This is a genomic window from Proteiniphilum saccharofermentans (assembly GCF_900095135.1).
In the GTDB taxonomy this organism is placed as follows: Bacteria; Bacteroidota; Bacteroidia; order Bacteroidales; family Dysgonomonadaceae; genus Proteiniphilum; species Proteiniphilum saccharofermentans.
This window is the reverse complement of record NZ_LT605205.1, coordinates 2,195,959-2,216,753: the sequence shown is the minus strand read 5'-3', so window position 1 is coordinate 2,216,753 and position 20,795 is coordinate 2,195,959. Positions and strand designations below refer to the sequence as shown.

17 protein-coding genes are annotated in these 20,795 nt (G+C 43.2%); 4 read left to right on the top strand and 13 right to left on the bottom strand.

Features of this window, described 5'->3' with window-relative positions; translation table 11 throughout:
- Nucleotide 1: 1 nt before the first annotated feature.
- From PSM36_RS08620 to PSM36_RS17870, 4 genes are all read right to left on the bottom strand, one after another.
- A complete protein-coding gene (locus tag PSM36_RS08620; protein ID WP_076930574.1) occupies nt 2-943 on the bottom strand; it encodes a type I CRISPR-associated protein Cas7 in 942 nt (313 codons plus the stop codon).
- A 19-nt stretch (nt 944-962) separates the two neighbouring features.
- Entirely contained in the window at nt 963-2,954 is a 1,992-nt protein-coding gene (locus PSM36_RS08615; protein ID WP_076930573.1) for a hypothetical protein, read from the bottom strand.
- 90 nt (nt 2,955-3,044) lie between these two features.
- Nucleotides 3,045-3,824 carry a CRISPR-associated endoribonuclease Cas6 gene (gene cas6 / locus PSM36_RS08610; protein ID WP_076930572.1) on the bottom strand — a complete coding sequence of 260 codons (780 nt, stop codon included), beginning with the start codon at nt 3,822-3,824 and terminating at the stop codon, nt 3,045-3,047.
- 215 nt (nt 3,825-4,039) lie between these two features.
- The gene (locus tag PSM36_RS17870; protein ID WP_394333053.1) at nt 4,040-4,432 is read right to left on the bottom strand and encodes a DUF6266 family protein; all 393 of its coding nucleotides are present in this window, start codon (nt 4,430-4,432) and stop codon (nt 4,040-4,042) included.
- A gap of 73 nt (nt 4,433-4,505) precedes the next feature.
- On the opposite strand from PSM36_RS17870, the gene PSM36_RS08605 reads away from it, so the two are divergent.
- Nucleotides 4,506-4,856, top strand: a complete 351-nt coding sequence (locus PSM36_RS08605) for an ABC transporter permease (RefSeq protein ID WP_076930571.1) — start codon at nt 4,506-4,508, stop codon at nt 4,854-4,856.
- A 178-nt stretch (nt 4,857-5,034) separates the two neighbouring features.
- Complete coding sequence (locus PSM36_RS08600; protein WP_019540677.1) at nt 5,035-5,508, top strand: Dps family protein; 474 nt, start codon at nt 5,035-5,037, stop codon at nt 5,506-5,508.
- Between the two features lie 191 nt (nt 5,509-5,699).
- Here PSM36_RS08600 and PSM36_RS08595 read toward each other — a convergent pair whose 3' ends face one another.
- From PSM36_RS08595 to PSM36_RS08585, 3 genes are all read right to left on the bottom strand, one after another.
- On the bottom strand, nt 5,700-6,410 hold the full coding sequence (locus PSM36_RS08595; RefSeq protein ID WP_076930570.1) for a LytR/AlgR family response regulator transcription factor: 711 nt from the start codon (nt 6,408-6,410) through the stop codon (nt 5,700-5,702).
- Nucleotides 6,382-7,452 (bottom strand): sensor histidine kinase, encoded by a 1,071-nt coding sequence (locus tag PSM36_RS08590; protein ID WP_232001391.1) that lies wholly within the window; start codon nt 7,450-7,452, stop codon nt 6,382-6,384. Before PSM36_RS08590 ends, PSM36_RS08595 begins: the two co-directional genes overlap by 29 nt.
- A gap of 167 nt (nt 7,453-7,619) precedes the next feature.
- Nucleotides 7,620-10,469 (bottom strand): TonB-dependent receptor, encoded by a 2,850-nt coding sequence (locus PSM36_RS08585; RefSeq protein WP_076930568.1) that lies wholly within the window; start codon nt 10,467-10,469, stop codon nt 7,620-7,622.
- A gap of 314 nt (nt 10,470-10,783) precedes the next feature.
- On the opposite strand from PSM36_RS08585, the gene PSM36_RS08575 reads away from it, so the two are divergent.
- Nucleotides 10,784-11,968: a YeiH family protein gene (locus PSM36_RS08575; RefSeq protein WP_076930566.1), complete on the top strand. Its 1,185-nt coding sequence runs from the start codon at nt 10,784-10,786 to the stop codon at nt 11,966-11,968.
- Here PSM36_RS08575 and PSM36_RS08570 read toward each other — a convergent pair whose 3' ends face one another.
- Nucleotides 11,969-12,457, bottom strand: coding sequence for a SixA phosphatase family protein (locus PSM36_RS08570; protein WP_076930565.1), 489 nt, complete (start codon nt 12,455-12,457; stop codon nt 11,969-11,971).
- A gap of 157 nt (nt 12,458-12,614) precedes the next feature.
- On the opposite strand from PSM36_RS08570, the gene PSM36_RS08565 reads away from it, so the two are divergent.
- On the top strand, nt 12,615-13,442 hold the full coding sequence (locus PSM36_RS08565) for a DUF4230 domain-containing protein (RefSeq protein WP_076930564.1): 828 nt from the start codon (nt 12,615-12,617) through the stop codon (nt 13,440-13,442).
- Nucleotides 13,443-13,445: 3 nt separating this feature from the next.
- Here PSM36_RS08565 and tdh read toward each other — a convergent pair whose 3' ends face one another.
- The 5 genes from tdh to PSM36_RS08540 all read right to left on the bottom strand — a co-directional run bounded on the left by tdh (nt 13,446) and on the right by PSM36_RS08540 (nt 20,601).
- Nucleotides 13,446-14,471 carry an L-threonine 3-dehydrogenase gene (gene tdh, locus PSM36_RS08560; RefSeq protein WP_076930563.1) on the bottom strand — a complete coding sequence of 342 codons (1,026 nt, stop codon included), beginning with the start codon at nt 14,469-14,471 and terminating at the stop codon, nt 13,446-13,448.
- A gap of 44 nt (nt 14,472-14,515) precedes the next feature.
- Nucleotides 14,516-15,706 (bottom strand): glycine C-acetyltransferase, encoded by a 1,191-nt coding sequence (kbl, locus tag PSM36_RS08555; RefSeq protein WP_076930562.1) that lies wholly within the window; start codon nt 15,704-15,706, stop codon nt 14,516-14,518.
- Nucleotides 15,707-15,733: 27 nt separating this feature from the next.
- Complete coding sequence (rmuC, locus tag PSM36_RS08550) at nt 15,734-17,245, bottom strand: DNA recombination protein RmuC (protein WP_076930561.1); 1,512 nt, start codon at nt 17,243-17,245, stop codon at nt 15,734-15,736.
- Between the two features lie 159 nt (nt 17,246-17,404).
- The gene (locus PSM36_RS08545; protein WP_019540667.1) at nt 17,405-18,625 is read right to left on the bottom strand and encodes a bifunctional 3,4-dihydroxy-2-butanone-4-phosphate synthase/GTP cyclohydrolase II; all 1,221 of its coding nucleotides are present in this window, start codon (nt 18,623-18,625) and stop codon (nt 17,405-17,407) included.
- A gap of 17 nt (nt 18,626-18,642) precedes the next feature.
- Nucleotides 18,643-20,601, bottom strand: coding sequence for an LptF/LptG family permease (locus PSM36_RS08540; protein WP_083710987.1), 1,959 nt, complete (start codon nt 20,599-20,601; stop codon nt 18,643-18,645).
- Between the last annotated feature and the right edge of the window lie 194 nt (nt 20,602-20,795).

Sequence of the window (20,795 nt, the reverse complement as noted above, 5' to 3'; positions counted from 1 at the left end):
CTTATAAATCGATTTCAGTTACACCTGTTGGCAAATTCTTCACGCTGCATGTTTGTCTGTTGTAATAAACTTCTATCGTTTCGATTTCATTTTTGAATCGCTCCAGTTCTATATTCAATCCTTCAAAATCATAAACACATTTTCCATCTGATTTTGTATCTTCCAATTTTATTAAGGTTACAAAATTGGGCAAAACTATTTTCGAATTTTCTTTCAGTTGCACCCAAACGAGCATTTCGTTTTCGCAACCTGCCTTTGAAGCAGAGTCATACCAAGTAACACCTCGACGCATCGCTTCTTTGAGTTTGGCAATATCTTCAGAAGAAACCGTTTGGGCGTTTTCAGCCAAAGCCGCCACATCTTTAAGATTTAACGGATTTACGGAAAAATGATGCAAGTAATGCCCTTCTTCCAATTTTGCCTGACGTCCGATTGTCGTCATTCCTTTTTCGGCATCGGGATCATCAGCTTTATTACTGAAAGGAGAAGTTATTTGTTCAGTAAAGATATTGTTTTCTTTCCAAACATTTATTCCATGATTAATTTGAACTGTTCCATGAATGGAGATATTTGTTTCGGCTGCAAAAGTTGCTCCAAACAGTCTAATATCCAAACAACTTAAAAGATTTTTAGCGACAGATGTTTTTACTATTTTGTCTTTTTCTTTACCTGTTCCTTTTGGATAGTCTCCGAAATATTTTTTATAAGTTTCGTCTAGGGAAATAGGATTAAGATTTGCATTTAATGACTTGAAGTAGAAAATTTTCTCTGTGTTAAACACATCTCTCAAATAATTCTTTACAGTATATTTATACGCTTTATCCGTTGCGTATACTACTCCATTGGGTAAAGTGCGCGGTTGTCCTGAAAAGTCGGCATTATAATTTGAGTTGATTGCCTTTACTACTGCGCAGCCGAAAACTCTGTTTTTAAATTCTGACATAATTTAAATCTCCTATTTTTTAATTGTTATTTTCATTTTCTGTTTTCTCTGTTTTTTCATATACAACACACGGACAGAAGCAACCAGCTAAAAAATATTTCAGCAGAGGTTTCATTTCTATATTGCTTTCATCAGTTAACACTTGTGAAGCAAGCCGTTCAAATTTCCCTTTATATACACCAATATCGTGTTTATAAATAGCTATTGTCTGAGCAATAGCATCCTGCAACTGATTGGATTTGTTCTTTTGCAGGTACGGCTCAAGCATTGCGTAAGTTTTGTTACTTGAGGCACTTCGGTCAATAAGGTAAGAGACAATCTGTCCAGCTCCAAAAGCAAAATCTTCGGGCGTTTCCAAATTAGTTTCTCCTTTTGCGACACTACTCATTTTAGATATAAGCTCTGTTACTTTTGATGCCATATCATTTCCTATTAAGTTATTATTGTTAAATAAATTATATATACTAAACCAGATATTTATTTTTTCTCTGACAGGGTAAAACATAGAATGTCTCTCGTTTTTGTATTCATCCATATTAATATCAGAAAGGATTGCTGAGTAAACCATATCATCAAACATTCCACAAGTTATGCTCTGACGCCTTGACTTGTAAATGAAATCATATATGCTTTCCCTATATTTATAAAAGGAAGATAATGTTTCTTTTGTAACCGTCCATCCTTTGAATGATTTTTGACTTTCAATCTTATCACCGAAATAGTTGCCCATTAAAAAGCCGTGGGCTTTCCCTGTATTGTTGTTGTATTTAACAAACAAATCATTAAGTTCACTTTCGACCTCAAAAAGATTTGAAATTGTTTTTGAAGAGGGTTTTCCTGATAATTCTGTATAATTATTAATTATCTCATTAAGATAAAAGTGGAATGAAGGAACGAAATCTAAATCATTGATAATTAATCCGTCTTTGGAATTTGTATAGTTAAACAGATAGTAATCGGGGAAATATTTTTCATTCGTTTTTTGAAACAGTTTTATCAAAAGTTGTCTATATGTAATAGGCTCTTTTTCATCATTAAAAATCTTAACAATTTCCTTGTTTAATTCTCGTTTGTCAACAATTATTGGCAGCGGATTGGGGAGTACTTTTCTCTTTATCAGTTTTTCAAATTTATTCAACACAAGAGCATCTTCTCTCGACAATCTTTGATTTATACCCTTAATCAAACTGCTCGTTTTGTGTTGTAGAAAAGGTTTTTTATTTGCAAAAGTATTTTTAAATCCTACAACACCCAATTCATTGACTGTTAATTTTTCATCATTAAAAATCTCATTCCGAAAATACTTAAAATAATATTCTCTTTGTACCTCATAAGATACTGACTTTAAGTATATTCTCAAATAATCTTTATCAATAAGAACCTGATATTCATCTGTCTTTTGAATTTCTTCTATTATTTTATCAAACTGTGAATAAAAAGCCTCTATTACTGCATCAAACTTAAATGTTTGCTTTTGAAGGATATCAGAAAGATTTTGTTGTTTCTTTTTTTGAGTATTATCTCCAAAAAACATAAGTTTTGCGTTCTTTTTGTAATCATTAAGTCTGGACTTTATGATCTCTATTCTTTTTAAACGAATCAACGCTTCGTTTTCTTTCTTCTGCTCGGCTGTTGGCTTCTCTCCTTTTCCCCATTTTCTTATACCCAAATTTCTTTTGTCTTCGTCATTAAAATTGAAATTAAATGCCACAGCGAAAGGCGAACAAGAGTGAATCTTTTTCTTTTTATCAAATTTTCCAACTTTATCCATAGTAATATAGTCGGATACTTCAATAAACTTCATGCAGTCATCCCATAATTTAATTTCTATATTCTTACCATCATAGTAATCAAAATCTATTCCCTTCTGAAGCGGGTGATTAATCCATTGACCTTTTTCATCAATTTCAATGAAAACATGCAACCCCTTACTCGGCTGAACTTTCCATTGCATAATATCAGGTATATCTTCAATAAGATTCTCCGTAAAATTTATTATTTCTCGTATCATATTATTTATTCTATTAGATTTTGTTATTCGAATTACGCCTATTTCGTTTTTAGGCTGATTGGAAACTTTTCCACATTAATATTTGGAATCTCACCTATTTGTAGCGTCCTCACTCATCCCGAACCCCTGACTATTCTTACTACCCAGGCCGGTTTCATACATTATCTTCACCAATTCCAAGGGAGCTGTCAATTCGAACCGGCACATAAAACCACGGATTTTGCTCTCCTGGGGCGTACCTTCTTTGATGGCAATCAAACTCGATCTCGGTTTTGTAAGCGCTCTGAGGTAGAATGGGAAACGCTCCTCCGGAAAATCATGACCGTAAAAGGCCCTGTACTTATTCAATAAATTAAGCCTCACGATGTCGGTGGCATCAGGATGATCTGGAGATATGTATTTCTCCGAGCCATCGTCTTCCTGTCGTACGATACAGGCCGGGGACAACGTTTCGAATACCATAGTTTCCGTAAATACCGGCGAAGGAAGCATTTCCACACTCTGCACCCGGAAACGGATGTTTGCGCGACGGTCGCCCAACTCGAAAGATTGCTCCCTAAATAATCCCTGTACAAACTCCTGGGTACTGCGATCCGGTAAAAAAGAGATATACCACTCCACCGTATTGGAGAGTATTTTCAAATACGGACCTTCAATGGAATATCGTGGCATGAACAATCTAGAAAAGGTAAATAATTTGAAACGCCTCTGATCGTCTTGAAATCCATTTTCGTGCAACCATGACGAAAATTCACTTCCGGAATTGGATAGAATCCTGTATATCAAAGACGATGCGGCATATTGGTAATTCAAAGGTATCCGGTCGCCTTTTGTGTTTCTATCGATAATTAAAATCAATTTAAAGCGCATTTATACGTATTGATTGTAAGCCTCTATATATTGTCGTAAAAATAGTCTTTATTTAATCAATCCTTGGAAAGATTTCGTTATTTTACGTTAACACGCCCGTTACATGTGCAACTAATAATAAAACACAAATCAGCCCGAAATCAGGTGCAAAAAACCATTCAAGCGTATATTGAAACCCGAATCAGTCAGATTTAGCCCTAAGAGCTGCACTCAGCCTATTCCGGTTGAATGTAAACACTATTGGAAATGTCCTGCAGGTCGTGCGAAGTGAAGTAGATCCAGAAATGGGTCGTGGCCGGATGCCACATTTCGTCAAGCGTCACAACTGCCTTGCCTACGGCACGGATATATTCCGGAGATGTTTTGACTTCTGCGGGGTGAACGGGATCGAAACAAACAATATTTATTCTATCATTAGCGCTTCCCGGGAGGAAAGGATATACAAGTTGTGCGTTCCAACTGAAAGTGGCCGTGTGGGAAAGAGGATCAAGATGAAGATGGATATCTGTGGGTAATTGAAGCCTACCCGCGGAAATCTGAATTTTGCCGTAATTGACGTGTAAATCGGGATAAGTGCCTTCTACCGCTTCGCGACAAGCTTTTCCTATTAACGCCCTGTATACGTTTTCATTGCCCGGATGTCCTCGTTTAATGATTTTATGCAGGGGGGAAAGCCCCGTGATGATACGGGCTCTGGCCGTCAGGCAACTTCTTCGCAGTGCTGTTCGCCGGGATCGTATTCATCATCTCCAACTACTCCGAAACGATGCAGCAGGCCAGCTTCCTGGTGATGTTCTTCATATCCTGGTCTTCATCCTGCTGAGCGGCCTGTTCACGCCGGTATCGAGTATGCCCGCATGGGCACAGGCGATTGCCGCCGTCAATCCGTTCACCTACCTCACCGCCAGCCCGCGTATGCTCTATCTCAACGGCAGCACCCTGGCCGACATATCGGGGCAGTTGCTGAAGATCACCCTTTTCGCAATTATCCTGAACGGATGGGCGATCGCCAGTTACAGGAAGAGGGGGTAGCGGGAAAGTGAAAAATGAAAAGGGAAAAGGGAAAAGGGAAGAGGGAAAGTGAAAAACAAAGGGGGATGCGGAATAGATATTATTTATTCCAGATAATGCTGAAAAAGGTTGTCGACCATGATAATATTTAGTAAATTTGCATCAGACATATTTACAAAGACTATAAAAAGAAACGAATATGAAGACATTAGATTATTTAGGATTAGATCCGAAGAGTACAGAAAAGACAGTGGATGGCTTACAGAAATTACTGGCCAGCCTGCAGGTTTACTACACCAACCTTCGTGGATACCACTGGAACGTGAAAGGCGTTGAATTTTTCGGTGCACACGAAAAATACGAAGAGTATTACGATGACACGGCTGAAAAGGTGGATGAAGTAGCAGAACGCATCCTGATGTTGAGCGGCGTGCCGGCTCATAACTTCAGTGAATACCTGAAAGTATCGGTCATCAAAGAAACCGGTGTGGTATCCAACTCAAAGGAGATCGTAAAAGAGATCCTCGACTCACTAAAAGTGTTGATCGCTTTGGAACGCGAAGTATTGGAAACTGCTTCGGAAGGAAATGACGAAGGTACCGTGGCGTTGATGAGCGACTATATCTCGGAACAGGAAAAAACTGTCTGGATGCTCACTGCATATCTTTCATAGGGAACCATTGAATATCTCATAATGCTGAAAACAAGGGATTTGAATATTGACATGTAAAGTGTCGATAGGATATCCGGATCAGCGTTAAGGATCAAAATAAAAGAGAGCGAATCACTTGTTGGTTTGCTCTCTTTTTATGCCATTCAGCCATTTTTATTGCTCTGTCGGATACCCGATTGCTCTATAAAATTCTACTGCCCTATTATCGACATAAATTGTTTGCGGTAGGTGTCCCCCATCGGGATATGTTTTTCTCCGATGATAATACGCCTTTTATTGATACTTGAAATCTTGTTCTTGTGGATGATATAAGAGCGGTGGACACGCATAAAGCGATCTGACGGAAGGTCTTCTTCCAACGCTTTAAGGCTTATCAGTGACAAGATAGGCTTTGGCTGGCTTTCTGTATATATTTTCACATAATCCTTCAATCCTTCGATATAGAGGATATCGTCAAACAGCACATGCAGGAGTTTGTAATCTGATTTCACAAAGATACCCGAATTCTCCTGTACCGCTTCGGTAGCCGGCTTCTTATCGGTCATTTCGAACCAGTTCAGTGCCTTTTTGGCAGCAGTAAGGAAATCAGCAAAAGAAAAGGGCTTCAGAAGATAATCGAGCGCACTTACCTTATATCCTTCCAGGGCGTACTCACTAAAAGCGGTAGTAAAAATGATCCTGGTATGGCCGCCGATAATGCGGGCAAACTCCATCCCATTCACTTCAGGCATCTGGATGTCGAGAAAAAGCAGATCGACCTTCTCTTCGGCAAGATGCTTCATGGCCGACAACGCATTGCTGTATTTGCCCGTCAGTTTCAGGAAAGAGGTTTTCTGTACATACGACTCCAGAAGCGATAGCGCCAATGGTTCATCATCCACGATCCAACAATTGAGTATCATTCGACTGTTTTTTTGTATCGATCAAAAGCATGGTTGTATAAACATCGTCTTCAATAGAGGTCTTCCATTGATAATTGTCGGGATAAAGCAGCTCCAGTTTTTTCTTCACCAGTTCGAGGCCGATGCCGCTTCCGCTCTTATCGGATTCCGATTTCGGGAAGTAACTATTCCGGGAGACAAACTCCACTTTTCCGTCGGGATGCTCCCTGAGCGAGATATCGATAAACGAAGGCTTTTCCCCGCTGATACCATGCTTGAACGCATTTTCAATCAAAGATATAAAAATTAACGGAGAAATAAACGTATTTCCGGATTCGGAATAAGAAAGATTGGTAGTCAGTTTCACATTGTCGGGCAGACGTATCCGCATCAACTCTATGTAATTGCGCATAAATGTAGCCTCCTGCCTAAGAGGTACAAACGTCTGGTTATTTTCGTAGAGCAGGTGGCGCAACATCTTGCTCAGGTCCATCACCGCCTGTTGCGCCCTGGGGGGATCGAACTCTATCAGCGCATAGATATTGTTCAGCGTGTTCAGCAGGAAATGGGGATTGATCTGGTTTTTGAGGTTTTGCAGTTCCGCATCCGACTTTGCTTTCTCCAATTCTTTCCGCTCGTTGTCCACTTCAAACCAACGAACGGTCATCTTCAACGCTACACTCAATCCGGCCATCAAAAACAACCACGTGGAATTTCTTACCAGAAACAGGAGCTGCATATTGCTACTCCAGCCTCTACCCCCACCCCGTTTCATGCGCCTCCGCGGCCTCAGTTCCGGTATAAGGGTTTCAATCAGATCCCGTCCGTAATGCATCAGGAACGCTACTGCTAGAATAAGCAGCAGGTTGTAGAGGATGAACCGTTTGGTCTTCCCTTTATACAAGAGCTTATCGATCAGCAGGAAATAGTTGAGGTAAAATACCAGCATGAATCCCAGTAACTCAGGGAGCGACCGCATGAAGGACTGCCAGTAAAATATACGTTCGGAATCCATAAAAAAGTAGGGGAGAATGAAAATCACCCCCCACAGTAATATGTGCATAAGCACATTGTTCCATGCTCCTCTTTGTTTTGACTTTAACAGTTCATCCATTATCCTGCAATTAATAGCCGTTCAGTTTCATTAGACTTACCTTAGTCGTTTTCAATTCTCAGCAGAAGCAAAATTATCCTTTGCTCATTTAATTCAACGAAAAAGTTCAAATCCTATTAAATAGGACCACCCGGTCCGCCGGGACCCGGACCTCTTCCTGGACCTCCAAAACCTCTTCTCTGAGGCATCATATCTTCTTGTGTGACACCGCCTTTAAATATATTGAACCTATACACGAAATGCACCATGAAATAACTTGTAAGCGTATTAGTGGTCGTGTCTTGTATATAGTTGGATGTCACACTTCTGTTGATATTACTGCGTTGTTGCAGGATATCATATATTTTAAAACGGATGGTGCCGTTCTTTTGTTTAAACAACGTCTTCTGTAAAGAAGCGTTCCACAGCCATTCGTTTTGCTCAAAACCGTCGGTATAACCTGAGTTGGTGGAGTAATTGATATCGCTTTCCAATGTCAGATCCCACGGCAGATAAATCGCAGTGGTAGCGCTTCCGCCATAGTTCAGATATTGCTGGTCGATCTGTCCTTCGAGACTGTTGGTAACATTGTTGAAATTGACATTACCGCGGATAGAGAAGTCGAACTGGTCAGAACGGTAGTTCAACCCAAGTGCTTCCATCAATGATATCTGCCTGTTCGTATTCTTATCTTCAGCGGTAAACTCTTTTGGTGCATCCTCTCCGGAAATCGATTTAGAGTATCCGTATCCCTGGTTATATCTTGCGAATGACATCGAGAAAATGGAGAACTTGATATTTTTCAACGGCACATTGAAGATCACGCGTGCATCGGTATTCCAGTTTCCCGATACGTTACGGTAAGTGGCTTCCTTACGCCCTGTGGTCACATCGGTGATAGTTGCCGACACGATATCATTCGTCATGTATGCTCCATTCAGGTAAGCCGACAAGGAGCTGGCCTTTTCCGGATTCGAACGTTGGTAACGTACATTGAACCGGTGTTGGAAGGAAGGCTTGAGATCGGGATTACCATAGCGGATATTCAGCGGGTCGGAAACATCAATCACAGGTGAGAGCTGTGTTACCGATGGTTGCTCGGTGCGTCCCCAGTACCGCAGACGGAGATTGTGCGTACGGCTCCAGCGATAATTGAGCTGTGCCATGGGAGCAAAATTGAGTACATCCTGTTTGGTGTCGTGTATCATGTCTGTTCCGATAAATGTTTTACTGCGGGAACTGGACGGTTCCATTGAGACACCGAACATATAGTCGTAATTCTCTCTTACCGACCTGAAATTCAGCTCAATCTCCTGATTCACGAAATTATTTTCAAGCCGTTTGCTGTAGGTTGAATCGAGTACGGTATATTCTCCAAACTCATCCTGGGTGCGCGTATCCTTATCTGATTCCGATACATTCTGACTGTATTCATATGCCAGCTGCAGGAAGTTATTTCTGCCTATCGGTTCCACATAAGAGAGGTAAACCCGCCAGGAGGTGTTGTCGCTTGTGTTCGTGAAGCGCTGGTCGATAAGATCATCGGGGCGGGTTCCGTTATAAAAGGTGCCTGAGACGCTGGTACCGGTATTTTCTGATTCGCCTCTATTGGCACGTAACTGGGCGCTCAATATCCGTCCCTCTTTTCCCAACTGACGGCTTATATCCAGATTTCCTCCATAATCTTTTCCATTCCCTTCTGAAAAATATTCGGAATTACCATAATTGATGGTATCACCCGACAGTTCATTCCGGGTATGGAAATCCCCTGTTTCGTCGCGATTGTTGTTATAGAACGCCACATTCGGCCGGAAAATAATGGTGGTGGCATCATCAGGATTCCATTCCATCCTGAGGTCCATATTAAAATTCCGACTCCTGTTGTTTGACCGGTTGCTTTCATTTTCCAGGGTGTTTCCTGCACTGAGGATATTTTGGGTGAACACATCCGACTGTACATCGGTATCAGTAGATCCGTATCGCACATTGCCTCCGATCTTGAATCTGGAAGAGAGTTGGGTACTGAAGTTACCCCCCATATTCAATGAGGTGGATATACCGTCTCTTGCCCCGAACATCCGGCCTCTGCCTCCCCGGCCGCCCATACTACCGAACATAGCTCCTGCCAGATCGGAGAATCCGGCATTATTGGTATTGTTGATACCGCCGAGAAAGGTATACTGATTTTTATCCTTCATGTAATTAACCATACCATTGGCTTCATAGCGGTCTTTGCTTCCATATCCTGCGAAAGCATTCCCAAAGAGCCCTTCCTTCATGCCGGGACGCACCAGCAGGTTGATCACATTCTCTTCTTCACCGTCGTCGAACCCGGTCATCTGTGCCATCTCTGTTTTTCTCTCAAGCACCTGCAGCTTCTCCACCATCTTAGCCGGGAGATTTTTAGAAGCTACTTTTGGGTCGTTGCTGAAGAATTCCTCTCCATCGACCAGTATCTTGGTGATCTCCTTTCCATTTACAGTAATCTTTCCTTCACTACTGATCTCCACACCGGGCATTTTCTTCAGCAGGTCTTCCACCACTGCGCTCTCCGTTACTTTATAAGAGTCGGCATTATATTCCAGCGTATCTCCCCGTACTGCAATTTCCGGTGCTTTGGCAGTGACCACAGTCTCCGACAGTAAGATATTGTCGTTTTCCATCGCTATATTACCCAATTTCACATTCGGATTGGATGAGGTCACCTCCACATTCCGAAATATGTCGTTATAGCCGATGTAAGAAATATGTAGAATATAAGATCCGTTTTTTACCGGTATTGTAAACAGCCCCTTATCATCGGAAGCTTTCCCGGTAACAAAACTGCTGTCTGCCTGCTGGAGTACACGTATATTGGCCATCGGCACCGGCTCTTCCGTTTCTTTCTCTATCAACTTTCCCGATATGGAACTGTTTGTCTGTGCCTGCAGCATACATGAGAAAGCAGGGAATAAAACAGCCATCACCAAAAAACAAATCTTTTTCATATGATAAAAATATTCTTTTCTAACATTCACTTAACCGATTCATCCGGAAAGAAGAATTATATCAACCTCCATTTTTTAAATTCAAATTGTATATTTGAATTCGCAACAAAAATAGCATAGTCGTCAGGTTTCCACAAAAGAAATAGATGAACTCTCCTATTTTATCGACCAACAGTGGCTTTGAGGCGATCAAGCCTGTAAATCGGAAGGAAAGAAAATGACTGTTTGTCTTTATTATTTGTAAATTATTTATAATTTTGTCTGCAAATCCATAGTTATATAAGAAATTTATAACGAAAACGCTCCATTTGATCATGCTAAAAACATTAAAAAGTGAAGATTGGGTCTCCACACTCATTGGTGGGGTTATCCTTGTACTGGTAATCCTTTTACCGTCGGTAATGAAGAATTATGTGCAGATGTCACTGGTGATAGCCGTATTGGCTTATCTGGGTTATCTCTTTATGGGAAATAAGGATAAGGGAGGATTTATACTCTCGTTTGTGGTTGTCTACGCACTTGCCTGGTTGGCAGAATATATTGCCGGTCTCAGTCCGATTAAGACGATCGGCCTGGAGTCGGTCTTTTTTGCCGTACTCATTGGGTTGCTCATACGCAATACGGTTGGTTTACCGAAATGGCTGGCCCCGGCAGTCAAGAGTGAATACTATATCAAGGCAGGGTTAGTAATCCTGGGTAGTTCCATCCTTTTCAACGAGATTATGCGGGCCGGTGCATTGGGGATGATACAAGGGATTATTGTGGTGTTCTCTGTATGGTATTTCAGCTTTTGGATATCCACCAGGGCATTCAGGATAGATAAGGAGATGTCGATGTTGTTATCGAGTTCGGTATCTATCTGTGGGGTTTCGGCAGCCATCGCCACGAGTGGTGCGATTAAAGGTGATCCCAAGAAGCTTTCATTTGTGATATCACTGGTACTTATTGTAGCTATTCCCATGATGTATCTCCTGCCCTATCTGGCAAAATGGATGGGATTGAGCGAGGAGGTTGCCGGTGCCTGGCTGGGGGGTACCATCGATACGACAGCCGCTGTGGTTGCTTCCGGAAAATTTATCGGAGAGACGGCCGAACAATACAGTGTGATCATCAAATCGGCGCAGAACGTGTTATTGGGTGTTGCTGCATTCGCCATCTCCATCTATTGGTCGTACAAGGGTACCAACAGCGAGATCCGCCCCTCAGGCAGTGTGCTTTGGGAGCGGTTCCCGAAATTTGTTCTCGGTTTCCTGATTGCTTCGCTGATATTCAGTTTTGCCTTTGATGCAGAAACCGGCAAAGAACTGTCGCGCGTGGCAAACAGAGGTGCGCGCGGACTACTTTTCTCTTTGGCTTTCGTATGTATTGGATTAGAGACCGATTTCCGTTATATCTTCAGGAAAGAAAATGCCAGATATATCTGGTCGTTCCTCACGGCGCAAGGTTTTAATATCATACTGACCCTGCTGGTTGCCTGGCTACTGTTCAGTAATTACTGATCATAATTCTTTCGCCAGTTTCAGCCAGTGAAAAGCTGCTCTCTCGGTCGAGATATCTGCCCAGGAGTCGATATGAAATTCGAAGCATATCGCCGATGCGGTAGGGAGATTATCGAGGCGTACACCCAGGTCATTGATCAGTTCCGTCACTCCGGGATTGTGCCCCACGTAGAGGCAACGATTCACCTCGTCAGGCAATTTTGAAATTACATTCAGTATCCAACGGGAAGGAGCGAAATAGAGATTCTGGTCGGTTCTGATCTCTTCCTGCGGATAACCAAGGCTTTGTGCGGCCAGTATGGCAGTATCATGTGCCCGTCTTGCGGATGAAGAGAGGATCAGGTCGGGTACTCCCCATTTTTTTAAAATAAATCCTCCCATGTCGGAGGCGTTTTTATTACCACGATCGGTAAGGACCCGATCGTAATCATCTTTGGCCATTGTATCCTGTTCGGCTTTGCCATGACGTAAGATAACAAGTTGCTTCATATAGTTTTGGCTTATAGGTAGCGCTGTAACATTTTTTTCAAGGCACAAAAGTAATTATAATTTTTGACATAATATATTTTTGTGTATTCCGACTTGATAATTCATATTTATCAAATCTTTATTCCTATTTTTGTGTTCTATCAAAAATATTCTGCTTATGACGAAAAAGATCGTAAAGAGAATCGGCATAATCACTGCGGCTATTCTTTTTTTATTGATTGCCGGATTTCTTTACCGGACATTCTTCAGGCCCACTTATGCGGGGAACGGGAATATATCGGGTATTCTGGTCTTCGGGTTGCTTACAGGAATTGTCATTGCCTGGCTCCTGTTTCAGCTATGGAATATACGGAAAACCCAATCGGGTACCGTCACCGCCTCTCATACGGTTGTCGAGGGCATAAAACGGGTTTTCAAGATCGTAGTGGCCGAAGGACAACTCAACGAGATATATAATTATGAAAACACAAAAAAACTGCTGAAGTTCATTCCTTCCACAAAAAAAGCATTGGTTATTGTGCGTGCACAAGTGCTGATCGGTTATGATATAAATAAATGCGTGTGGGAGATCGATGAAGAACACAAAGAGATCCGGCTGCAGGATTTTCCCAAACCGGAAATCCTTTCTGTTGACTGTGATTTCAACTATTATTATTTTGAGGATGATCTGTTCAATGTGATCGGGAGAAAAGACCTGCAACAGATTCAGACCCTGGCGAAAGAACAGGTGAGAAAAGCCGCATTGCAAAGCGGATTGATGAAGATTGCAGCCGATCAGATGAAGTTGTTGCTTGAGGAGGTGACGGCAGCCAACCAATGGGCTATAAAGAATATCGGACTGATTGATGATTACAAGGTACTTCCTGAGCCGGAAGAAGAAAAAAAAGAGAGCTCCGAAAAGGAACTCCCTTTATTAAAGCAGTTAAACCTGTTTGATAAGGCGTTTGATAAGTTCGATAAAGCTGTCAGGTTTTTTAAATCCTGATTATTATTCCCAGTTCAGAATCACTTTACCACACTGGCCTTCCTCCATCACATCAAATCCCTTCTGGAAATCATCGATACTGAAACGGTGAGTGATGATGGGGCTCAGATCCAATCCCGAGATGATCATCTGTTCCATCTGGTACCATGTCTCCCACATTTCACGGCCGTAGATCCCTTTCAGGGTAAGCGCCTTGAAGATGATCTCGTTCCAATCCACCATCGTATTATTGGGCAAAATACCCAGCAGTGATATCTTGGAACCGTTGTACATATTGGCTATCATCTCCCGGAATCCGGCAGGTGAACCGGACATTTCCAGTCCCACATCGAAACCGCGCATTCCCAGTTTCTCTACTGCCTGTGCTATTGTTTCTCCTTTTGAGACATTTACCGTAAGCGTAGCTCCCATTTTCCTGGCTATATCCAACCTGTATTCGCTCAGGTCGCTCACCACGATATAGCGGGCGCCGGCAAAACGGCAGATTGCAGTAGCCATGCTGCCTATCAGTCCCGCACCGGTGATCAGCACATCTTCGGCGATCAATGGAAAAGAGAGAGCGGTATGAGTAGCATTGCCGAACGGATCCATGATAGAGGCAATCTCATCAGGTATCCGGGGATCGAGCTTCACCACGTTGGCGGCCGGCAGGGAGAGGTATTCGGCAAAAGCGCCGTCACGGTTTACCCCCACCCCGATGGTATTCTCACAGACATGCAGTTTACCACGGCGGCAGTTACGGCAGTGTCCACAGGCAATATGCCCTTCGCCGGTAACACGGTCGCCCACCTTCAGGTTTTGTACGCCGCTGCCTATATCCACGATCTCACCGACATACTCGTGCCCGATGGTCATAGGCGTTTTAATAGTTTTCTGTGACCAGTCGTCCCATTTATAAATGTGGAGGTCGGTACCACATATGGATGTCTTTTTAATCTTGATAAGTACATCGTTCACACCGATCGACGGAACGGGTACTTCTTCCATCCAAATACCTTTTTCAGGACGTAATTTTACCAATGCTTTCATAATAGAATAAATTACAAATTACTAATTAACAATTACTAATTATTTTATTCAATAACTTTGAGTTTTTTTCCTACTTTGATAAACGCAGCAATTGCCTTGTCGAGATGTGCACGTTCATGGCCGGCAGAGAGTTGTACACGGATGCGCGCCTCGCCTTTCGGCACGACGGGATAGTAGAATCCGGTCACATAGATACCTTCGTCGAGCAACTCTGCCGCAAAATCCTGTGACAGTTTCGCATCGTAGAGCATGACGGCACAGATAGCCGACTGAGTGGGTTTGATATCGAAATTGGCTTCCTTCATCTTAGCCACAAAGTAATCTACATTCTCGTGCAGCTTATCCTGCAGGTGATTGGATTCCTGCAACATATTGAATGCTTCTACGCCTGATGCCGCCACCATAGGGGGGATGGAGTTGGAAAAGAGGTAGGGTCGTGACCGTTGGCGCAGCATATCGATGATCTCCCTGCGGCCGGTAGTAAATCCGCCGATGGCACCTCCAAAGGCTTTGCCTAATGTGCCGGTGATTATATCCACATTGCCTATCACATTGTATAATTCGGTCACACCTTTTCCGGTTTGGCCTACCACACCGGCCGAGTGGCTTTCATCCACCATTACCAGTGCATCGTATTTCTCTGCCAGTTCCATAATCTTGTCGAGTGGCGCCACGTTGCCATCCATTGAAAAAACACCGTCAGTAACAATAATGCGGAAACGTTGTGCCTGTGCCTCTTTCAGCTTTTCTTCCAGATCAGCCATATCGGCGTTGGCATAACGGTAGCGTTGCGCTTTACAAAGGCGCACCCCGTCGATAATGGATGCATGGTTCAACGCATCGGAGATGATAGCATCCTCATTGGTAAAAAGCGGCTCGAACAGACCACCGTTGGCATCAAAACAGGCGGCATAAAGAATCGTATCTTCGGTTTTGAAGAAGCGGCTGATGGTCGCCTCCAGTTCTTTATGATAATCCTGGGTACCACAGATGAAACGTACGGACGACATGCCGTAGCCCCTTTCATCGAGAGCCCGCTTTGCCGCATCGATCAGCCTTGGATGATCGGACAGTCCCAGATAGTTATTGGCACAGAAGTTGAGTACTTGCTGTCCCGTTTGTACTTTTATTTCAGCCTTTTGCGGCGAAATAATGATCCGTTCCTTTTTGTAAAGGCCTGCCTCTTCAATCGACTTCAATTCGTCTTGCAGGTGTTGTTGCATTTTTCCGTACATATCTTTTTCTTTTTTAATTGAGTCAGATTACTCCTCATCGGTAACTTCGTCGAGCAATGACTGGGGTAGTGATTTCTTAGTTTTCACCCCCAGTTCACGCAGCTTCTCGGCCTGCCCGACCAGGTTCCCCCTACCCGACTTTAACTGCCCATAAGCGTTATCATAGCTTTGTTTAGCCCTGTTCAGATGTTTTTCTATGTCAGTAAGTGATTCCACAAAATTGACAAATTTATCATACAATGCCGCACCGCGCTCGGCAATGTCCATCGCATTCCGATTCTGGTATTCCCGTTTCCACAGATCCACTATCAACTTTAAAGCAGCGATAAGGTTGGTCGGGCTGATGAATAGTATTTTTCTCTCGTACGCATACTGCCACAAGTTTTCATCATATTGTAATGCCAGGCTATATGCCGGTTCATTGGGGATAAACAGCATCACGAAATCGAGGGTATCGGCATAATCCTGATAATTTTTCCGGCTCAGTTCGTCGATATGCTTACGTACGGAGCGAAGATGTTCGCCGATATATCTTTTCTGCTCTACCGGATCGTCTGCACCTACATAATTGGCATACGCGGTAAGTGATACTTTCGAGTCGATGATCACTTTCCGGTTGTCGGGATAGGCGATGATTACATCGGGCTTCATTCGTGAGCCGCTTTCTCCGGTGAAAGCGTTACCGTCGGTATCTCTCAGCGATTCCTGCACAAAATATTCCCGACCTTTCACCAATCCCGAACGTTCAAGAATATTCTCCAGAATCATCTCACCCCAGTCGCCCTGTGTCTTTGAGCTCCCTTTCAAAGCTCTGGTCAGGTTATTGGCTTCGGTACTGAGCCGGTCGTTCAATTCACGCAGGTTCTTCACCTCCTGTCCAAGTGAGAAACGTTCTTTTGACTCGTTGATATAGACCTCTTCCACTTTTTTGCGGAACGACTCGATATTCTCTCCGAACGGCTTCAGAATAGCATCCAGATTATCCCTGTTGAGATGGGTAAATTTCTCGGATTTCTCGTCTAAGATTTTCGAGGCAATATTCTCGAACTCCAGATTGAACTGTTTCCGTAATTCGACTATTTCTACCTTCTGGTTTTCCAGTTTTTCGAGTAACGATTTGTTTTCTGCCGTGAACTGAGCCAGCGACTTGTTTATTTCATTCCATTCTTCGTTTTTTGTTTTCAGTTCGTGCCTGATCTGTTCTACCTCTTCCTGGTAATTTCGGATAGTCTCCTGTGCAGCATTCAGATTGGCCGACAGCGTGGCACTACCACGTTCCGCCTCCAGTAGTTCTCTCTGTAACCGGCCAATTGTTTCCTCCTGTTCCTTTATGTCACTTTTTAATGATGCCTCATCTTCCTCCATGCCGGTTATTTTCTCTTTCGACAAGGCTAATTCGGTATTTAAAATGTTGTATCTGTCGGTCAGCGCATCAAATTCACTTTTTGAAACCGATTTCGACCTGTTCAGTAATGAGGCGATAATCCATCCCAGGACTCCCCCTACCAAAAAACCGATTAGAAGGTACAAAATGTTCATAAGATCATTTATTTAGAGCAAAGAACTCATAATTGATTAACAGATTTAACGATTTACTGATTAGTTGATTTGAAGAATAAAGAAGATCGATCAAATTCGAATATCCCAATCACCTTTCCATTTAACCACTTGATCACATTCATTGGCACATCAACACATCTATTTTATGCTCCTCAACACATGCCCCATTCTCTTTTTCTTGGTTTCCATATAAAAATGGTTGTATTGGTTGGGGGAGATTTCGAGCGGCACATTCTCCACTACTTCCAGTCCGTAGGATTCAAGACCGACACGTTTGGTGGGGTTATTGGTCATCAGGCGCATCTTTCTCACTTCCAGACTGCGTAGGATCTGCGCGCCTACGCCATAATCCCGTTCATCTGCCTGGTAACCGAGGTGAAGGTTGGCATCCACGGTATCGAGCCCCTGCTCCTGAAGCTTGTAGGCAGCTGCCTTTGCCATCAGTCCGATTCCGCGCCCTTCCTGATTCAGATAGACAAGCACTCCTTTTCCTTCCTTTTCGATGAGTTGCAGCGCCTTGTGGAGCTGTTCCCCGCATTCGCAACGCATTGACCCGAAAATATCTCCCGTCATACAGGAGGAGTGGACACGTACCAGCACCGGTTCATCGTCGTGCCATTCCCCTTTGATCAGAGCTACATGCTCCTGACCGGTAGCTTTCTGCAGAAACGGTATCATCGTGAATTCACCATATTCCGTAGGGAGTTGCACAGCTTCACCTCTTTCAATCAACGATTCCGTCCGGAGTCTGTATTTTATCAGATCGGCCACTGAGACGATCTTCAGATTGAATTTCCGGGACATTTCCATCAATTCGGGGAGACGGGCCATGGAGCCGTCTTCATTCTTGATCTCGGCCAGGGCGCCGGCCGGGTAGAGTCCTGCCAGACGGGCAAAGTCGATCGTTGCCTCGGTATGTCCTGCGCGACGCAGTACCCCTTTGGTTTGCGCACGAAGGGGAAAGATATGTCCCGGACGGCCAAAATCTTCCGGTGCCGTCTCTTTACGGGTCAGTGCCAGGATGGTTTGTGCCCTGTCATAAGCCGAGATACCGGTAGTGCATCCGTGTGTAAGCAGATCGATAGAGACAGTAAAGGGAGTGGAATGTATCGATGTATTGTGTGAAACCATCATCGGCAGGTCCAATTCTTCGGCCCGTTCTTTGGTGATGGGGGCACAGATGAGTCCCCGCGCATGAGTTTCCAGAAAATTGATCTTTTCGGGAGTGATATGTTCTGCCGCAATAATAAGATCGCCCTCATTTTCACGATCTTCATCATCGACTACTATGATAAAGTTACCTTTCCGAATCTCTTCGATGGCTTCTTCAATAGTATGTAATTGAATTTCTTCTTGCATTTGTATATGGATTGTTTTTATACTAAAGCTATAGTTTCAGGCTCATGAATGCCGTGTAAAATATTTACCATCTCTCCGTTCAACCTTTGAATATTCCTCAGGTCTTTCCTGATTGTCCACTCAAGGGGAATAGAGAGGAGTCTGAGAATAATTCCTACAGGGAAAAGGTACATACAGATTTTAGCCGGTATTGAACCGGTATTGAAAATCCTCACTATATTGAATATTACAGGAAACTCTTCCGCCTTTGCCAATACTTCCAGTTTACGGGAATTGGACAGGCTGTTGAGTATTATCTCCAATGAACTTCTGAGAGAACGTAATTCCTTGTTATAATTGGTGTCAGTCCAGTAGTCTTTATATGAGAGACGACCATATCTGTCCAGAAACCGGTCGATCCTCTGTGACAAATCAGACAGTGATTGTGATATTTTTTCATAATCCGGTTTTTCAATGATCACACTTTTTACCGGATATTTTCTCTTATCACGAATGAAAAAGAGTCTTTTGAAAAGGTTGACGTAGGTATCGGCATTCATGATTACCGAATCATTCACCGCCTTGTAAGTCAGGAAAATCCCTATAGGCAGCAAAACGAACGAACTGAACCACATACCGAACCAGTGTGCCCACACACCGTCGCGGGTCATTTTATAACCCACATTTTCGACGATATAGTAGATGATGAACAGAATAACCGATATCACGATGGGTGTGCCCAATCCTCCTTTTCTCACAATGGAACCCAACGGAGCTCCGATAAAAAAGAATATCAGACAGGTGAAAGGGATGGTAAATTTGCGGTGCCATTCCACCCAGTGCCGGTTAATGGTACGCTGCGTGGTAGTTTTATTGAGCGACCTGAAGAGAAACTCATTGCTGTTATTATCCGCTTTCATATAGGCACTTTGCAAAATAGCGGATTGCTCGTTCAGTGCTTTTGTCAGCACCAGGGTATCGGGACGGGGCACGTCTACGGGGGCAAGTCGTGCGGCAGCGATCAGGGAGTCTTTCTTCCCCGCAGGGTATCCATTCCTGAAAGAGAGATAGGAATGGTTCTTCATCGTTTTCCTGTCCACCCGGTTCACACTATCCAAGATCAGGGACATGGAATCGATGGAGGCGCCCAGTTCCGCTAAGTTCTTGGATACATAATTGCTGGTGGCACTGCCTTCAATCACCTCTTCCCCCATACGGTTGAAGTTGGCATCGTAAGCGATCATCATCGTCTTTGTATCGAAACTTTCCCGTGCATAGGGAACGAAGTCCTCGTTATATCGCGAAGAGGAACCATTGCCCTGTTGAAAGTTCTGAAACTGTTGCCCACTGTACATGGTGAAGATAAGCATCTTCTTATCGTCTGTCGTACTCATCTCAGCCGAATCGCAGATAATCACGGCCATATTATTGAAGCCGCTTGCAATGTCGTAGATCAATACATTATGCAGCATCCCTGTTTTCTGGTCCTTCTTTCCCACATAAAGATTATAGCCGGGAATATCTTTGTAGAAAACTTCTTCAGGTATATCTAATTCGGGTGAGGCCTGCCGGATGGAGATGAGCAGCGAATAAAATTTAGTTTGTATTTTCGGAAGAGCATTATTCTGATAAAAAAAAACTCCGACCGCAATACCCACAATCAGGATGGTAAGCGGCTTCATAGCCGTCAGCAACGGGACGCCGGCCGCTTTTACAGCCAGCAACTCCAGACTCTCACCCATGTTCCCGAACATCATCAGGGAAGCCAGTAGGATCGCCAATGGCAACGCTATATAGACAAGCGTGAGAGCTGCATAGACAAACATTTCACCGAGCACACTTATCTCCAGCCCTTTGCCAACCATATCCTCCACATATTTCCACAGGAATTGCATCAATACCAAAAAGAGGCATATGGCAAAAGTCATCAGAAGAAGCGGAATATATGTTGTAAGAATGTAGCCGTACAGCCGCTTTATGTGGAAAAATCTTCTCATTAAAAAATGGACAAAAAAGAATATTTTCGTTCAGCTAAATGTGCAAAGGCAAACCTGATTGAATGTTTTCAATAGAACTTGAAAACATCTAAGTATACTTGAACTTTGCCATAGCGGGAAAATATCTAATGTAATTGAACTTTTAATTTTATGACAAAGATAGTGAAAGCTAAGAGAAATTATGAGAGTTTACT

Bases quoted from the DNA above. Each gene is read 5' to 3' on its own strand.
- PSM36_RS08620 (WP_076930574.1), bottom strand. From the start codon at position 943: ATGTCAGAATTTAAAAACAGAGTTTTCGGCTGCGCAGTAGTAAAGGCA.
- PSM36_RS08615 (WP_076930573.1), bottom strand. From the start codon at position 2,954: ATGATACGAGAAATAATAAATTTTACGGAGAATCTTATTGAAGATATA.
- cas6 (WP_076930572.1), bottom strand. From the start codon at position 3,824: ATGCGCTTTAAATTGATTTTAATTATCGATAGAAACACAAAAGGCGAC.
- PSM36_RS08605 (WP_076930571.1), top strand. From the start codon at position 4,506: ATGATACGGGCTCTGGCCGTCAGGCAACTTCTTCGCAGTGCTGTTCGC.
- PSM36_RS08600 (WP_019540677.1), top strand. From the start codon at position 5,035: ATGAAGACATTAGATTATTTAGGATTAGATCCGAAGAGTACAGAAAAG.
- PSM36_RS08595 (WP_076930570.1), bottom strand. From the start codon at position 6,410: ATGATACTCAATTGTTGGATCGTGGATGATGAACCATTGGCGCTATCG.
- PSM36_RS08590 (WP_232001391.1), bottom strand. From the start codon at position 7,452: ATGCACATATTACTGTGGGGGGTGATTTTCATTCTCCCCTACTTTTTT.
- PSM36_RS08585 (WP_076930568.1), bottom strand. From the start codon at position 10,469: ATGAAAAAGATTTGTTTTTTGGTGATGGCTGTTTTATTCCCTGCTTTC.
- PSM36_RS08575 (WP_076930566.1), top strand. From the start codon at position 10,784: ATGCTAAAAACATTAAAAAGTGAAGATTGGGTCTCCACACTCATTGGT.
- PSM36_RS08570 (WP_076930565.1), bottom strand. From the start codon at position 12,457: ATGAAGCAACTTGTTATCTTACGTCATGGCAAAGCCGAACAGGATACA.
- PSM36_RS08565 (WP_076930564.1), top strand. From the start codon at position 12,615: ATGACGAAAAAGATCGTAAAGAGAATCGGCATAATCACTGCGGCTATT.
- tdh (WP_076930563.1), bottom strand. From the start codon at position 14,471: ATGAAAGCATTGGTAAAATTACGTCCTGAAAAAGGTATTTGGATGGAA.
- kbl (WP_076930562.1), bottom strand. From the start codon at position 15,706: ATGTACGGAAAAATGCAACAACACCTGCAAGACGAATTGAAGTCGATT.
- rmuC (WP_076930561.1), bottom strand. From the start codon at position 17,245: ATGAACATTTTGTACCTTCTAATCGGTTTTTTGGTAGGGGGAGTCCTG.
- PSM36_RS08545 (WP_019540667.1), bottom strand. From the start codon at position 18,625: ATGCAAGAAGAAATTCAATTACATACTATTGAAGAAGCCATCGAAGAG.
- PSM36_RS08540 (WP_083710987.1), bottom strand. From the start codon at position 20,601: ATGAGAAGATTTTTCCACATAAAGCGGCTGTACGGCTACATTCTTACA.